Source organism: Streptomyces sp. NRRL WC-3618 (genome assembly GCF_001280005.1).
In the GTDB taxonomy this organism is placed as follows: Bacteria; Actinomycetota; Actinomycetes; order Streptomycetales; family Streptomycetaceae; genus Streptomyces.
Map to the genome: position 1 here is coordinate 148,839 of NZ_LGDW01000236.1, position 15,429 is coordinate 164,267.

The window sequence follows — 15,429 nt, forward strand, 5'->3', positions numbered from 1 at the left end:
CGCCGGTTCCGGGGCCCTGCTTTGTCCCGTGTTCGGGTGCGCCAATGTGCGGGCCACCGACTGAAGTCGGTGGCCCGCACATTGGCGTCTACGCTTCCGCCGCCCGCTCGGCTTCCTCGGCCGCCGACGCGTCCTCCGCCTGTCGTGCCGTGGCGTCGATCGCGGCCAGCGAGCGCCGGACAACACCGCCGTCCGTGGTGTACCAGAAGTCCGGCAGGGAGGCCTTCAGATAGCTGCCGTAGCGGGCCGTGGCCAGCCGCTGGTCCAGTACGGCGACCACACCGCGGTCCCCCGTCGCCCGTACGAGACGGCCGGCGCCCTGAGCCATGAGCAGCGCCGCGTGGGTGGCCGCGACGGCCATGAAGCCGTTGCCTCCGGCGTCCTCTACGGCTTTCTGGCGCGCGCTCATCAAGGGGTCGTCCGGGCGCGGGAACGGGATCTTGTCCATGACGACCAGCTGGCAGCTGGCGCCCGGCACGTCGACGCCCTGCCAGAGCGACAGCGTGCCGAACAGACAGGTCTTCGGGTCGGCCGCGAAGTTCTTGATCAGCTCGCCGAGCGTCTCCTCGCCCTGGAGGAGGATCGGGAACTCGGGGATACGGGAACGCAGTTCCTCCGCGGCGAGCTGGGCCGCCCGCATCGACGAGAACAGGCCGAGGGTCCGGCCACCCGCCGCCTGGATCAGCTCCGTGAGCTCGTCGAGCATGTCGCCGCGGTCGCCGTCACGCGCGGGGCGCGACAGGTGCTTGGCGACGTACAGGATGCCCTGCTTGGGGTATTCGAAGGGCGAGCCGACGTCGACGCCCTTCCACTGCGGAAGGTCATCGCCCGTCGTGCCCTCGGGTGCGAGGCCCAGGGAGGCCCCGACGCCGTTGAAGTCGCCGCCCAGCTTGAGCGTCGCCGAGGTCAGGACCACGGAGCGGTCCGTGAAGAGTTTCTCCCTGAGGAGGCCCGACACCGACATGGGGGCGACGCGCAGTGAGGCACCGAAGCGGTCGTGCCGCTCGTACCAGACGACGTCCCACTCGGAGCCGTTCGCGATCCGCTCCGCGACGTCGTGCACGGACTCCACCGAGGCCAGCGCCTGCTTGCGGACCGCGTCCTCGTCCTGGACCGACTTGTCGCGGGTCGCACCGATCGCGGAGATCACCGTACGGGCGGCGTCCCTCAGTGCCATCAGCGCGTACCCGAGGTCTTCCGGGACCTCCTCGAGGCGGCCCGGCAGGGCCAGCTCCATCACCCGCTCGAAGCCCTCGGCCGCCGTCTGGAGCTGGTCGGCGGCCTTCTCGTTGACGAGCTTCGCCGCCCGGCGCACGGCACGGTTGACCTGGCCGGGGGTGAGCTCGCCGGTGGCCACTCCGGTGACCCGTGAGACCAGTTCGTGCGCCTCGTCGACGATCAGCACTTCGTGCTGGGGCAGGACGGGCGCGCCCTCGATGGCGTCGATCGCGAGCAGCGCGTGGTTCGTGACGATCACCTCGGCGAGTTTGGCGCGCTCGCGGGCCATCTCGGCGAAGCACTCGGCGCCGTACGCGCACTTCGAGGCGCCCAGGCACTCGCGGGAGGAGACGGAGACCTGTGCCCAGGCCCGGTCGGAGACGCCGGGGGTGAGGCCGTCGCGGTCGCCGGTCTCGGTCTCGTCCGACCAGTCGCGCAGGCGCATCAGGTCCTGGCCCAGCTTGCTGGTGGGGGCGGCCGCCTCGAACTGGTCGAAGAGACCTTCGTCCTCCTCCTGCGGCACGCCTTCGTGGAGGCGGTGCAGGCACAGGTAGTTCGATCTCCCCTTGAGCATCGCGAACTCGGGGCGGCGGCGCAGGACCGGATGCAGCGCGTCGACCGTGCGCGGCAGGTCGCGCTCCACGAGCTGGCGCTGCAGCGCGAGCGTCGCGGTCGCGACCACGACCCGCTCGCCGTGCGCGAGCGCGGGTACGAGGTAACCGAGCGACTTTCCGGTGCCGGTACCTGCCTGGATCAGCAGATGGGAACCGTCGTCGATCGCCTCTGCGACGGCTTCGGCCATGGTCACCTGGCCGGGGCGCTCCGTGCCGCCGACAGCGGTGACGGCAGCGTGCAGGAGTTCGGGGAGTGAGGGCTTCGTCATAGCCCGACCACCCTACGGGGCGCCACTGACAATCGGGCGATCAAGACGGGAGCGCACGGTGGGGTCAGGTGGGGCGCGGGGGGTTTACAGCACATCGCGCAGGCCCCGGTCCCGGACCATGAGGGCGGCCCGTTTGGCGGGCAGGTCCACCTCGGCGGAGAACCGGAAACCGGCGCTCAGAAAGGCCGAGACGGAGGGAATGTTGCGCAGATCCGGTTCCGCGACGACGCGGGTACAGGACGGACGGTTGTCGAGTACGAGGTCGGCGACGGCTCTGAGCAGGATGCTGCCCAGTCCGCGCCCGCGATCGGCGACACCGCCGAGCAGGAGGTGCACTCCGGTGTCGTGGGGGCGTGCGGGGTAGTGCCGGGCCAGTGGGTCGAGGTCGGCGCGGTAGATCTCCCAGTAGCTCATGGGGGTGCCCTCCAGCATGCCGAGACAAGGGACGCTGCGTCCGTCACCGTCGAGCTGGGACCGCAGATGGGCCTCGGTCACGCATTCGGTGCCGGCGAGCTCCCAGAAGGTGGCGACGGTGGGGTCGTTTATCCAGCGGCCGATCAGGGACAGGTCGCGCTCGACCCGTACGGGGACGAGGTGGAACGAGCCCGCGGGCGTGCGGGTCGGCCCCCAGTCCCCGATGCGGTCGAGGAGATCGTCGTCGGTCGCCGGGGCGACGGTGTCCGCCGCCCCGCTGCCGCCGGCGAACAGCGCGACGAACTCGTCGGGCAGGCGCAGCTCCAACGTGTCCTCGCTGTCGCCGCCGGTGGGGAATTCGGCGTAGCTCTCGGCGATCGGGGCGGTACGGGCGTCGGTGCTCGCGTCGGCGGGTGGCACGGGACGCTCCTCTCAGGAGATGGGGTGTGTCGCGTTCCTCGGGGTGAAAGGGAGTTGGTGCGGTCGGGGCGCCGGAGGTGTCATGGATGAAGGGGGTTGGCGATGGTGACGTAGACGGACTGGGTGTCGACCGGCCCGACGAGCTCGTCGAGACCGTGCAGCCGGGTGAGCAGATTGGCCTTGCAGCGCAGGACGGGTGAGTCGAGCAGCGAGCCGGGCAGGGACGTACGCAGTCGGGCGGGACCCGAGGCGACGTCTTTGAGGAAGCGCCGGAAGGCGGCGAGCAGAAGCTGCTCGTCGGCGAGGCGCTGTGAGCCGAACGCGCCGATGAGGCCCAGTACGTTGTTGATGCCGAGGTAGTAGGCGAAGCGTTCGTCGGTGACCTCGTCGGAGACGAACGTGTCGCTCTGTTCGCCGATGCCGGGCAGCCGGGCGTCGAGTTCGGCACGCCGGGACTCTCGGAAGTAGTACCCCTGGTTGTCGCGGTAGCGGCCTCCCCGGGGCCAGCCGTCGCCGTCCAGCAGGAGCAGGGTGTTCTGCTGGTGCGCCTCCAGGGCGATGCCTGCCTCGCTGTCCAGCCAGAGCACGGGCCGTACGACGTGCTCCAGGTACCGCAGGAACCACTCGGCGGCGACGGCTCCGCGCGGGCGGCCGGTCCGTCCGGCGAGCCGTGTGACGACCTCGGCCAGCCGGGACCGCAGGACCGGGCCCTCCGGTCGCGGGTCGGCCGTGCCGCCCAGGTGGGCGCGGGGGCGAGGTGAGACGAGTCCGGCGATGCAGGAGACGTCGTCCGCCGGATGGAACGGGTTGTGCCGGATCATCACGTCGAGGCCGGGGACGGGGTGGCCGTCCGGGTCGTCGACGGCGAGCCAGGCCGGGTCGCGGACGATGTCGAAGGCCGGGTGCGTGGTCTGCCACTGCTTGGCCAGTCCGCCGCGCAGCAGCCGGTGCACCTCGACACCTCGGTGGAGTTCCTTGCGGAGGTTCTCACGCCGGGAGTTGGTGATGCGCAGTCCCAGCGAGAGCTTCAGCATCGCGGGGGCGCCCGAGCGGTGGACGGTGCGTACGGAGGAGGTGGGGTGCCAGGGGGAGCCGTGGGTGCACAGGTCGCGGAGCAGACCGGCTTCGAACAGGGCTGCGATCTGGGGGCGGTGCCGGGTCTCGCGGATCTGCCAGGGGTGGAGCGGGAGGGCCGCGTAGCCGTCGGGGAGCGGCACGGCGGTGCCGATGAGCTGCGCGGTGAGCTGTTCGGCGCGGATGGGACGGCCGCGTTCGGTCCAGGCGGAGTCCGTGGCGAGCACGGAGGGGGCCACCGCCAGCCAGTGCAGCGGGAAGGAGCCGCGCAGTTCCGGGGAGTAGAGCCGGGCTTCGGCCTCGGCGAGCCCTTCGCGGCTCTTCGGGGTCGGATGCAGGGGGTGGCCGAGCAGCAGCGCCTGCTCGGCGGTGAGGAACAGGTCGGGGCCGTCGGCCGGCTGGGCACGACGGTCGCTGATGAAGGTGGCGGTCCGGCGCACGGAGTCGGCCACCCGTGCGACCAGGTCGACGGCGTCGCGGGGCAGGACGGAGGGAACGGGCGTTGGCGAGGCCTGCCCGTCGGGCGCTGCCGGGGTGCCGTCCGCGTCGGCCGAGGGCGCCCCGGACCCCGCGTCGGTGTCCGTTCCGGCCGGCTTCGGTCCGGCGTACGCCTCCCTCGCGAGCAGGGTCGCGACGGTGACCGCGTCGGCGGCCGGGGCTCCCGAGGGGGCGTCGGCCAGGTGGGGGAGGCCGAAACGGTGCCAGCCGGTCGGGGACCAGTAGTGGACCGGGGCCAGCAGGGCGGTGCCGCTGGTGGGGAGGGGGATACGGAGGGTGCCGTCTCCGGGGGCGGTGAGGTCGTTCTCCCGTACCCAGCAGCGCAGCAGGTTCTCGGTGGCGGCGGCCTGGGCCGCGGTGTGGGGGTCGAGGTGTTCGAGGAGGTCGGCCGTGGCACCGCGCGACCGCTCGGCCCCGCCGGACGCCCCCTTCTGCCGGGGCACCGTTTCCCTCCCGGACCCGGCATCTCGCGCGGGGGTGGGGTGGGAACGGCCTTCGGGTACGGGGGTGCTGTTCAAGACGGTTCCTCGTGAGGTTGTTCGAGTGCACGTGCGGGGGTGAGCCGGGGTGGTACGGGCGGACAGGGGGCCTGGACTACCCCGCTCGCTCGGAGGGGGTGGCGTGCGGGCTGCCGGAGTCGGTGTGGCCGCGGGCGACCGCCGCTACGGCGTCGGCCAGCCGGTCGACCACCGCGGCGGCCTGTTCGTCGCTGATGGTCAGCGGAGGCAGCAGTCGGACGACGCTCGCCCGACGCCCGCCGAGTTCGACGATCAGCCCCCGGCGCAGGCACTCTCGCTGTACGGAGGCTGCCAGTTCGGGCGCTGCGGGACGCGGCCCACCGCCGACAGGCCCGGGAAAGATCTCCGGATCGGTGCCTGGATCACCGTAGGCGACATCCGGAGCGCCCCCCGCGCCCCGCTCATCCCCCGGTTCGACCAGTTCGACCCCGATCATCAGGCCCCGGCCGCGCACATCGCCGATCATCGGGAACTCCGCTGCCAGCTGCCGGAGTTGGGCGAGCATGCAGGCCCCCAGGGTGGCAGCGCGGTCGGCGAGGCCGTGCTCGCGGACATACGTCAGGGTGGCCGTGCCGGCCGCCATGGCGAGCTGGTTGCCGCGGAAGGTGCCCGCGTGGGCGCCGGGTTCCCAGACGTCGAGGTCGTCGCGGTAGACCACGACCGCCAGCGGCAGGCTGCCTCCGATCGCCTTGGACATGACCATCACATCGGGGGTGACCCCGCTGTGCTCCACCGCCCAGAACATGCCGGTGCGGCCCACTCCCGTCTGGATCTCGTCGGCGATCAGCGGGATCGAGCGGGACTCGGTGATCCGCCGCATGCGCCGCAGCCAGGCGTCCGGCGCGGGAATCACCCCGCCTTCGCCCTGGACGGGTTCGAGGATCATCCCGGCCGGCAGCGGCACACCCGACTTGGTGTCGTCGAGAAGGGACTCGGTCCAGCGGGCGGCGAGTTCGGCGCCCCGCTCGCCGCCCATCCCGAAGGGGCAGCGGTAGTCATGGGGGAAGGGCAGCCGGGTGACCCGGACGTCGGTCGCGTGACCGGAGGCACCGAGCGAACCGGCGGTCATCCCGTGATAGGCGCCCGTGAAGGCGAGCATGCCGGCGCGGCCGGTCGCGGCGCGCACGAGCTTGAAGGCGGCCTCCACCGCGTCCGTCCCGGCCGGCCCGCAGAACTGCACGCGCGCGCGGTCGGCGAGCCCGGGCGGAAGGGTACGGAACAGCTCGGTGATGAAGGCGTCCTTGACGGGGGTCGCCAGGTCGAGGACGTGCAGCGGCGCCCCCGAGTCGAGGACCTTGCGGATCGCCTCCAGCACGACGGGGTGGTTGTGCCCGAGGGCCAGTGTCCCCGCGCCCGAGAGGCAGTCGAGATAGCGGCGGCCGTCGGCGCCCTCGATCGTCATCCCGCGTGCCCGTACGGGAACGATCGGCAGGGCGCGCGCGTAGGTGCGCGCCGCCGATTCACGCGCCGACTGGCGCCGCAGAATCCCCTCCTGCGCCCGGCGCGAGCTCGCGCGCGCGTCGATCTCCGCTTCCGTTTCGGTGGACGCCCGGGATTCCTCCCGCTCTCCCGTGCACTCCCCCGTCTCCATGGACTCCCGCAACCCCAATTTCCCGACTCCCCACTGCTCCGCCGACCCGCCAACCACCAACTCGCCGATACACCCCTCCCGTTACCAACACCCGGCGCGCCACAGGAGTCACGGGTCGGTTCAAGATCCTTGCGGCGAGGGCGCCGTCGCGTCAGCACGACGGAAAACAGCACTCCCGAAACAGTGATGACAAGGCGTCACATGAACGGTCCACGGGCCGGTCATGAGACCGCGGAGCCCGTAGCGAAACCGTTGCCGTTCCGCCGGTGGGTCCCGGCGGCGACCGCATAATGTGTGGTGCCGTGCGGGGACAGCACACGGTTCGACCAGCCAGGGGGAGTCAGATCATGCGACCCATTCGCCCACCCTTCGTCGCCCGCCGAGGCAGGGGAGCGCGCCGCAAACCCTCCCCCGTCCGGGCCGCCGTCGGCCTCGCCATAGCGCTCGCGCTCACCGCCACGGCCTGTGGCTCCGGCTCCGGCTCCGGAAACTCCGACGCGAGCGGACAGCCCTCCTCCTCCGCGACCGACGACGGGGCCGGAAAGATCACGATCCCGGACGGGCTCAAGGACAAGCTCAAAGAGCACGGGATCGACATCGACAAGTGGAAGAACGGCGCCTGGAAGAACTGGGACAAGGACGACTGGCTGCGCGAGGCCGAGGACTACGTCAACCCGATCATCGAGGGCCTCTGGGACACGGACCGGATGCGGGGCGCCGACGACCCGCAGAAGAGCGTCGACGGAGACGACCTGTCGGACGACCAGGGCGTGACCGACCCGACGCCGAGGGCGGTGAAAGCCAGGGCCGTGCCACCCGCCTACCACGCCAACGCGCCCGAGGCGGGCAAGGTGTTCTTCGACGGCCCCCAGGGCACGATGGTCTGCTCGGCGACGGTGGTGGCGGACCCCGCCCACCCCGGGAAGTCGAACCTCGTCTGGACCGCGGGCCACTGTGTGCACGCCGGAAAGAAGGGCGGCTGGTACCGCAACCTCGCCTTCGTCCCGTCGTACAACAACGCGGGCAGGTCGAGCGCCGAGGTGGAGAACACTCCCCGCGCGGAGATCGCTCCCTACGGCGTCTGGTGGGCCGACTGGGTGCGGACCTCGGACCAGTGGATCGCACAGGGCGGTTCGACGGGCGGTGACGGAGCTCCGTACGACTTCGCGGTCATGCATGTGACGCCGGAGAAGGGCGGCAGCGGCAAGTCGCTGGAGGAGACGGTCGGTTCGGCCCTGCCGGTGGACTTCGCCGCGCCTGCCGTGTCGCGGGTGGAGAGCATCACGGCGACCGGGTATCCGGCGGCGGCTCCGTTCGACGGCGAGACGATGTACCAGTGCCAGGACGCGCCGGGCCGGCTGTCGATCGTCAGGTCCGACCCGACGATGTACCGGATCGGATGCACCATGACCGGCGGTTCCTCAGGCGGCGGCTGGGTCGCCACCGGCTCGGACGGCGAGCCGGCCCTGGTCTCCAACACCTCGATCGGCCCGGTGAAGGCAGGCTGGCTGGCGGGCCCGCGCCTGGGCAAGGTGGCCAAGGGCGTGTACGAGGAGATGAGCGGGAAGTTCGCCGCCCAGTAACGCTGTAAGTCCCCCCATGCCGAAGGCAATGGGGGGACTTACAACGGGCGCGGGGAACTGCGCGACCAGCCACAACGAACCCGCAGCCGAAAACGCACCCGCCCGGCGGAGCCTAGAGCGCCGCTGCCGACGGCACGTACGGCGCCAGTTCCGCCGCCAGTTCCTCGTGCACACGCGCCTTGAGCAGCGTGCCCTCCGCGGTGTGCTCCTCGGAGATCACCTCGCCCTCGGTGTGGGCACGGGCGACCAGCTTGCCGTGGGTGTACGGCACGAGTGCCTCGATCTCGACCGAGGGCCGGGGCAGCTCGTTGTCGATCAGCGCGAGCAGTTCGTCGATGCCCTGACCGGTGCGGGCGGACACCGCGATGGAACGCGTCTCCATCCGCATCAGTCGCTGGAGCGTCAGCGGGTCCGCCGCGTCCGCCTTGTTGATCACGACGATCTCGGGTACGCCGGTGGCGCCGACGTCCCTGATCACCTCGCGCACGGCGGCCAGCTGCTCCTCCGGGTCCGGATGCGAACCGTCCACCACGTGCAGGATCAGGTCGGCGTCGCCGACCTCCTCCATCGTGGAGCGGAACGCCTCGACCAGGTGGTGCGGCAGGTGCCGTACAAAACCGACCGTGTCGGTCAGCGTGTGCAGCCGTCCGCTCGGGGTCTCGGCCCGGCGCACGGTCGGGTCGAGGGTCGCGAACAGGGAGTTCTCGACCAGCACGCCCGCACCCGTGAGGCGGTTGAGCAGCGAGGACTTGCCGGCGTTGGTGTAACCGGCGATGGCGACCGAGGGCACCTTGTTGCGGCGGCGCTCCTGGCGCTTGATCTCGCGGCCGGTCTTCATCTCCGCGATCTCCCGGCGCATCTTCGCCATCTTCTCGCGGATCCGGCGCCGGTCCGTCTCGATCTTGGTCTCACCGGGACCACGGGTGGCGAGGCCACCGCCCTTGCCACCGCCCATCTGACGGGACAGCGACTGACCCCAGCCGCGGAGCCTCGGCAGCATGTACTGCATCTGCGCGAGCGCGACCTGTGCCTTGCCCTCTCGGGACTTGGCGTGCTGGGCGAAGATGTCGAGGATCAGGGCCGTACGGTCGATGACCTTGACCTTGACGACGTCTTCGAGGTGGATCAGCTGGCCCGGGCTCAGCTCACCGTCGCAGATGACGGTGTCCGCGCCCGTTTCGATGACGATGTCCCGCAGCTCGTTGGCCTTGCCGGAGCCGATGTAGGTGGCCGCGTCGGGCTTGTCACGGCGCTGGACGACGCCGTCGAGCACCAGCGCGCCCGCGGTCTCCGCGAGAGCGGCGAGTTCGGCGAGGGAGTTGTCCGCGTCCCGAATGGTCCCCGTGGTCCACACGCCGACGAGCACGACCCGCTCCAGGCGGAGCTGGCGGTACTCGACCTCGGTGACGTCCTCGAGCTCGGTGGAGAGGCCCGCCACGCGGCGCAGGGCCGCGCGCTCGGAGCGGTCGAACTGGTCGCCGTCCCGCTCTCCGTCGATCTCGTGGCTCCAGGCGACGTCCTCTTCCATCAGGGCATCGGCCCGAAGACCTTCGGGGTAGGTGTGCGCGAGGCGCTCAGTGTCCTGGGAAGGGGAAGAAGAGGAGGTCATTGGGTCCTTACGTCGATGGGGTTCGTGTGCGGTGACGGAGCGAGCCCCGTCACAGGTCACAACGCACGAGCGTCCCGGGAGATTCCCGGAAGCCGTCTGGTGGGCCGGGGGCAGCGCCGCCGACCTGAAGATGGTCGCACGGCACGCCCCGTCTCGTCACGGTGTTATTTCGCGGGGCTATGCCGTGGGCGCGACGGGCTTCCAGTCCGGGTGCCCGGGCATCGGCGGCGTCTTCTGCCCGTACAGCCAGGCCTGGAAGAACGCGCCCAGGTCCCGCCCGGCGATGTCCGAGGCGAGGCGCTCGAAGTCGGCGGTACCCGCGACGCCGTCCTGGTGGAGGCCGACCCAGGCCTTCTCCAGCCGTTCGAACGCCGGGCGGCCGATCTCCTGGCGCAGGGCGAAGAGGGCGAGGGCGGCGCCGTCGTAGACGTTCGGGCGGAAGATGCCGATCTTCTGGCCGGGCTTGGGCGGCTTGGGAGCGGCCGGCGGTCCCCCGGAGGCCCGCCAGCGGTCGGAGGCGCCGTACGCGGCCTTCATCCGGTCCACCAGCTTCCGGCCGGCCTTCTCCTCCGCGTACAGGGCCTCGTACCAGGTGGCGTGTCCTTCGTTGAGCCACAGGTCGGACCATGTGCGGGGGCTGACGCTGTCGCCGAACCACTGGTGGGACAGTTCGTGCACCATGATCGAGTCGACGTACCACTCGGGGTACGCGGGCTCGGTGAACAGACCTCTCTCGAAGAGAGAGAGGGTTTGTGTCTCCAGTTCGAAGCCGGTCGATGCCTCCGCCATGAGCAGCCCGTACGTCTCGAACGGATAGCGGCCGACCTTGCTCTCCAGCCACTCGATCTGCGCGGGCGTCTTCTTCAGCCACGGCTCCAGCACCGCGCGGTCCTTGGTGGGCACCACATCGCGGACCGGCAGCCCGTGCGGCCCGGCGCGGTGGACCACGGTGGAGCGGCCGATGGACACCTGGGCCAGTTCGGTGGCCATGGGGTGCTGGGTGCGGTACGTCCAGGTCGTGGCCCCGCCGACCCGGTCGGCGCCGGTGGGCAGACCGTTGGCCACCGCCGTATAGCCGTTCGGGGCGGTGACCCTGATGGTGAACATCGCCTTGTCGGACGGGTGGTCGTTGCACGGAAACACCAGGTGCGCGACATCGGCCTGGTTGGCCATCGCGAGCCCGTCGTCGGTGCGCACCCAGCCGCCGTCACGGCCGGGCGCGGACACGGGGTCGCTGGTGTGCCGCACGGTGATGCGCATCCAGCTCCCGGCGGGCAGCGGTTCCGGGGGCGTCACCACCAGGTCCTCGCCCGCACTGGTGAACGACGCCGGCTCACCGTCGACCTCGACCGACCCGACGGTGCCGTGGGAGAAGTCGAGGTTGATCTGTTCGAGTGCGGTGGTGGTCCAGGCGTCGATGGTGGTGACGGCGGACAGCGGCTTGGAGTTGGTGCCGGGGTAGCTGAAGGCCAGGTCGTACGACGCCACGTCGTACCCGGGGTTGCCCAGGTGCGGGAAGAGGCGGTCGCCGACGCCCAAGGGGGCCGCGGGGGCGCTCGCGGCGACGAGGCAGACGGAGACGGCGGAGGCGAGCAGCGCCGACGTGAACCGGGTGCGGGGGTTGAGCAGCATGCACCACCGCTACCAGCGCTCGCCCGCCGGACGGCGGCGACTCGCACCAGGCCCACCCGAACGGGTGCCTCAGGGAACCGCCACGTGATGCTGCGCCCGGCTCACGTCGTACACGCCCGGCACGTTGCGCATGGCCCGCATGAGTGCCGGAAGGTGCGCGGCGTCGGGGAGTTGGAGCGTGTAGGTGTGACGTACGCGCTGCTGGCTGGGCGGTTCGACGGTCGCCGAGACGATCGCGACGCCCTCCAGGGCGATGGCCTCGGTGAGGTCGGCCAGCAGATGGGGCCGTCCGAACGATTCGGCGACCAGGGTGACGCGTGCCTCGGTGGTGTCGCCCCAGTGCACGCCGACCTCCGCGCGCCCCGTGCTCTTCATGTGCGCCACCCCGGTGCACTCCACCCGGTGCACGGTCACCACTCCCCCGCGCACGGCGAAGCCGGTGACCTCGTCGGGCGGTACGGGCGTACAGCAACCGGCGAGTCGTACCGTCGCGCCGGGCTGGTCGACGACGGCGGTCGCGGCGGCCGGGGACGCGTCCGAGCCGTCCTGGGCGGGGCGGGCCTCGGCTGCCGCGCGGGCGGCCTCGGCCTCGGAGGGGTCACCGGAGGAGTCGGGCTCGGGCACCGGATCGTCGTGTGTCGGGTGGGCGGCCAGCCAGCGCTGGATGGCGATCCTGGCGACGGGCGTGTGTGCGTGCTCCAGCCACTGCCTGGAGGGCTCGGAGGCCGGGTCCTGCCCCATGAGGAGCTGGACCGTGTCGCCGTCCCGCAGAACGGTGCTCAGCGTCGCCAGCCGGCCGTTGACCCGCGCGCCGATGCACGCGTGCGCGTCCTCGCCGTACTGCGCGTACGCCGCGTCCACGCAACTCGCGCCCTCCGGAAGCCCCAACGAGCCCCCGTCGGCCCGGAAGACGGTGATCTCACGGTCCTGGGCCAGGTCCTCGCGCAGAGTCGACCAGAAGGTGTCGGGGTCGGGCGCGGCCTCCTGCCAGTCGAGGAGACGGGACAGCCAGCCGGGCCGGGTGGGGTCGATGCGCTCGCCGTCGGGTTCGGCCCGCGCCCTGTCGCTGTCGCCGTCGGACTGCTCCTCCGAAGGAGGAGCGTAGGGATTGCCGAGCGCGATGACACCGGCCTCCGCGGCCTTGTGCATCTGGTGGGTACGGATGAGGACTTCGGCGACCTGGCCGTCCGCACGGGCGACGGCGGTGTGCAGCGACTGGTAGAGGTTGAACTTGGGAACGGCGATGAAGTCCTTGAACTCCGAGACGACGGGCGTCATACAGGTGTGGAGCTCGCCCAGTACGCCGTAGCAGTCGGCGTCCTCGTTGACGAGCACCAGGACCCGCCCGAAGTCGGAGCCGCGCAGCCGGCCGCGTTTGCGCGACGCCCGGTGCAGGGACACGAAGTGCCGTGGCCGGATGAGGACTTCGGCCTGGATCCCCGAGTCCCGCAGGACCCCGCGTACCTCGTCGGCGATCTCGGCGAGCGGGTCGTCCGCGCGGGACGCGTTGTCGACGATCAGCTCCCGGGTGTGCTGGTACTCCTCGGGGTGCAGGATCGCGAAGACCAGGTCTTCCAGTTCGGTCTTGAGCGCCTGGACACCGAGCCGTTCGGCGAGCGGGATGAGCACGTCCCGGGTCACCTTGGCGATGCGTTCCTGCTTCTCGGGGCGCATCACGCCCAGCGTGCGCATGTTGTGCAGGCGGTCGGCGAGTTTGATCGACATCACGCGGACGTCGTTCCCGGTGGCGACCAGCATCTTGCGGAAGGTCTCGGGCTCGGCGGCGGTCCCGTAGTCGACCTTCTCCAGCTTGGTGACGCCGTCGACGATGTAGCGGACCTCGGCGCCGAACTCCTCGCCGACCTGATCCAGCGTCACATCGGTGTCCTCGACGGTGTCGTGGAGCAGAGACGCCGTCAAGGTCGTGGTCTCCGCGCCGAGTTCGGCGAGGATCAGGGTCACCGCGAGCGGGTGCGTGATGTAGGGCTCGCCGCTCTTGCGCATCTGACCGCGGTGCGAGGACTCGGCCAGGACGTAGGCGCGGCGCAGCGGTTCGAGGTCGGCGTCGGGGTGGTGGGCGCGGTGCGCCTCGACGACATGGCCGATGGCGTCGGGCAACCGGTCGCGGGTCGCGGAGCCGAGGAACGCCGCTCTGCCCAGTCGGCGCAGGTCGATCCGGGGGCGGGTCCGCCTGCGGGGCGACGGGGGCCCGTCCTGTTCTGGCGAGGCCCCGAGCTCGGGCGAGGACGTCACAGCACCTGGGCTCGCGGGATTCGTGGCCTCCGCACTCATGGGCACCTCCGGCTACCTGGACCGGCGGACGGGATGCCCCATGGCGGACGACGGCTCAGGGGATGGCGTTGTTCCCCCGTCCGGGCCGGTGCTTGATGCTACCGAGCCCATCACGCGCGGCTGACCACCTCCCGTCGAGCGTGAAACGGATCACCCATTCGAGCGACGGTTCGGTGGTCTGTGTATTCGAGCCAGCCAGTACGCGATCAGCTCTGTTCTCAAGCCAGGCTAGGCCCAACGGATACGTTTCCGCACTCGATCGGACCTCCAGGCTGCGGTATCCAGCCATCGATCACGTCAGCCCCGCGCGGATTCCAGCCACTCCGCGTCGATCTCGCCCTCGGCGACGATCACTGCGGGCCCCGTCATCTCGATCTCACCGTCGGCCCTCTCGGTGATCACCAGGCGCCCGCCGGGCACATCGACCGTGTACGTCACCGGTACCCCGGTCACGGCCGGATCGGCGCCGTCACGCCTGGCGGCGGCCACGGCGACGGCACACGCGCCCGTGCCGCACGATCGGGTCTCACCGGCCCCGCGCTCATGGACGCGCAGCGCGACGTGTCGCGGGCCCCTGTCGACGACGAACTCGACGTTGACACCGTCCGGATAGACGCCGGCCGGACTGAACGGCGGCGGGGCGAACAGGTTCCCCGCGTGCGCGAGATCGTCCACGAAGGCGACCGCGTGCGGGTTGCCCATGTTCACGTTCCGCGCGGGCCAGCTGCGCTCGTCGACGCGCACAGTGACCTCCCCTTCGGGAAGGAGCGCCCTGCCCATCCCGACGGTGACGTCACCGTCCTTGGCGAGGTGCACGCGCTTCACGCCCCCACGGGTGGCGACGGTGATGTCCCCCTCGGTCACCTGTCCGGCCCGCTGGAGGTAGCGCGCGAAGACCCGCACCCCGTTGCCGCACATCTCCGCGATCGAGCCGTCGCCGTTGCGGTAGTCCATGAACCACTCCGCCTCGGCCGCCATGCCCCTGGCCTCGGGATGCGCGGCGGACCGCACGACGTGCAGCAGCCCGTCACCCCCGATGCCCGCACGCCGGTCGCACAGGGCGGCGACAGTGGTCGGGGGGAGGTCGATGACGTTCTCGGGGTCGGGGACGATCACAAAGTCGTTCTCGGTCCCGTGGCCCTTGAGGAAGGCGATCCGCGTGCTCATTCCCCGATCGTACGGCGTCGGCCCTAGCGCAGCCGGGCCACTCTCAGGACGGCGAGCGCGATGACGACGGCCACCGTCACGACGTATGCCAGTACGACGCGCCAGTCCCGTCGGCGATCCTCGCCGAGCCCTGGTGCCGTGTAGCCGACCCGGCGGGCGGCCATCATGCCCCACCCGGCGGCGCAGGAGCAGATGAGCAGCCCCAGCATGGCGATGACGGCTCCGCTGTCGCCGAAGTCGAACGCGAGCGGGAAGGCGAACATCAGGGAGCCGAGCGCGCCCAGGACCACGATCGGGGCGAGCTGCCAGATACGCAGCCGACGCTGCGGTCGGAGCTCCACCTCGACCTCGGGCTCGAGAAACATCTCCTCCGGGTCGGGACCGTCGGCGGTCACGCCACCGTGCGTCTCGTCTGGCCCGTCCGGGCTCAGACTGTCCTCGCCCTGTTCCGCTTCGCCACCGTCACCGGTGACGGGTCCCGCGCCTTGTGCGGTGTCGCGAGGGCCGGCCTCCATCGCCACGCGCCCTCC

At 71.2% G+C, this 15,429-nt stretch carries 10 protein-coding genes; 1 reads left to right on the forward strand and 9 read right to left on the reverse strand.

The window, feature by feature from the left end; translation table 11 throughout:
• Positions 1-88 precede the first annotated feature (88 nt).
• The 4 genes from ADL01_RS20910 to ADL01_RS20925 all read right to left on the reverse strand — a co-directional run bounded on the left by ADL01_RS20910 (position 89) and on the right by ADL01_RS20925 (position 6,616).
• The gene (locus tag ADL01_RS20910; protein ID WP_053743546.1) at positions 89-2,101 is read right to left on the reverse strand and encodes an ATP-dependent DNA helicase; all 2,013 of its coding nucleotides are present in this window, start codon (positions 2,099-2,101) and stop codon (positions 89-91) included.
• A gap of 84 nt (positions 2,102-2,185) precedes the next feature.
• Positions 2,186-2,935: a GNAT family N-acetyltransferase gene (locus ADL01_RS20915; RefSeq protein ID WP_053743547.1), complete on the reverse strand. Its 750-nt coding sequence runs from the start codon at positions 2,933-2,935 to the stop codon at positions 2,186-2,188.
• A gap of 80 nt (positions 2,936-3,015) precedes the next feature.
• A complete protein-coding gene (locus ADL01_RS20920; RefSeq protein ID WP_078960658.1) occupies positions 3,016-5,025 on the reverse strand; it encodes an IucA/IucC family protein in 2,010 nt (669 codons plus the stop codon).
• 76 nt (positions 5,026-5,101) lie between these two features.
• A complete protein-coding gene (locus tag ADL01_RS20925) occupies positions 5,102-6,616 on the reverse strand; it encodes a diaminobutyrate--2-oxoglutarate transaminase family protein (RefSeq protein ID WP_078960659.1) in 1,515 nt (504 codons plus the stop codon).
• A 347-nt stretch (positions 6,617-6,963) separates the two neighbouring features.
• Here ADL01_RS20925 and ADL01_RS20930 point away from each other — a divergent pair, with 347 nt between their 5' ends.
• Positions 6,964-8,199, forward strand: a complete 1,236-nt coding sequence (locus ADL01_RS20930; protein WP_053743549.1) for a trypsin-like serine peptidase — start codon at positions 6,964-6,966, stop codon at positions 8,197-8,199.
• Between the two features lie 112 nt (positions 8,200-8,311).
• Here ADL01_RS20930 and hflX read toward each other — a convergent pair whose 3' ends face one another.
• From hflX to ADL01_RS20955, 5 genes are all read right to left on the reverse strand, one after another.
• Positions 8,312-9,808, reverse strand: coding sequence for a GTPase HflX (hflX, locus tag ADL01_RS20935; RefSeq protein WP_053743550.1), 1,497 nt, complete (start codon positions 9,806-9,808; stop codon positions 8,312-8,314).
• Positions 9,809-9,985: 177 nt separating this feature from the next.
• The gene (locus tag ADL01_RS20940; protein ID WP_053743551.1) at positions 9,986-11,440 is read right to left on the reverse strand and encodes a M1 family metallopeptidase; all 1,455 of its coding nucleotides are present in this window, start codon (positions 11,438-11,440) and stop codon (positions 9,986-9,988) included.
• Positions 11,441-11,509: 69 nt separating this feature from the next.
• Positions 11,510-13,732, reverse strand: coding sequence for a RelA/SpoT family protein (locus ADL01_RS20945; protein ID WP_078960660.1), 2,223 nt, complete (start codon positions 13,730-13,732; stop codon positions 11,510-11,512).
• Positions 13,733-14,029: 297 nt separating this feature from the next.
• Complete coding sequence (gene dapF / locus ADL01_RS20950; protein WP_053743553.1) at positions 14,030-14,899, reverse strand: diaminopimelate epimerase; 870 nt, start codon at positions 14,897-14,899, stop codon at positions 14,030-14,032.
• 23 nt (positions 14,900-14,922) lie between these two features.
• Entirely contained in the window at positions 14,923-15,414 is a 492-nt protein-coding gene (locus ADL01_RS20955; RefSeq protein ID WP_053743554.1) for a hypothetical protein, read from the reverse strand.
• Positions 15,415-15,429: the final 15 nt, after the last annotated feature.

Bases quoted from the DNA above. Each gene is read 5' to 3' on its own strand.
- ADL01_RS20910 (WP_053743546.1), bottom strand. From the start codon at position 2,101: ATGACGAAGCCCTCACTCCCCGAACTCCTGCACGCTGCCGTCACCGCT.
- ADL01_RS20925 (WP_078960659.1), bottom strand. From the start codon at position 6,616: ATGGAGACGGGGGAGTGCACGGGAGAGCGGGAGGAATCCCGGGCGTCC.
- ADL01_RS20930 (WP_053743549.1), top strand. From the start codon at position 6,964: ATGCGACCCATTCGCCCACCCTTCGTCGCCCGCCGAGGCAGGGGAGCG.
- hflX (WP_053743550.1), bottom strand. From the start codon at position 9,808: ATGACCTCCTCTTCTTCCCCTTCCCAGGACACTGAGCGCCTCGCGCAC.
- ADL01_RS20940 (WP_053743551.1), bottom strand. From the start codon at position 11,440: ATGCTGCTCAACCCCCGCACCCGGTTCACGTCGGCGCTGCTCGCCTCC.
- ADL01_RS20945 (WP_078960660.1), bottom strand. From the start codon at position 13,732: ATGAGTGCGGAGGCCACGAATCCCGCGAGCCCAGGTGCTGTGACGTCC.
- dapF (WP_053743553.1), bottom strand. From the start codon at position 14,899: ATGAGCACGCGGATCGCCTTCCTCAAGGGCCACGGGACCGAGAACGAC.
- ADL01_RS20955 (WP_053743554.1), bottom strand. From the start codon at position 15,414: ATGGAGGCCGGCCCTCGCGACACCGCACAAGGCGCGGGACCCGTCACC.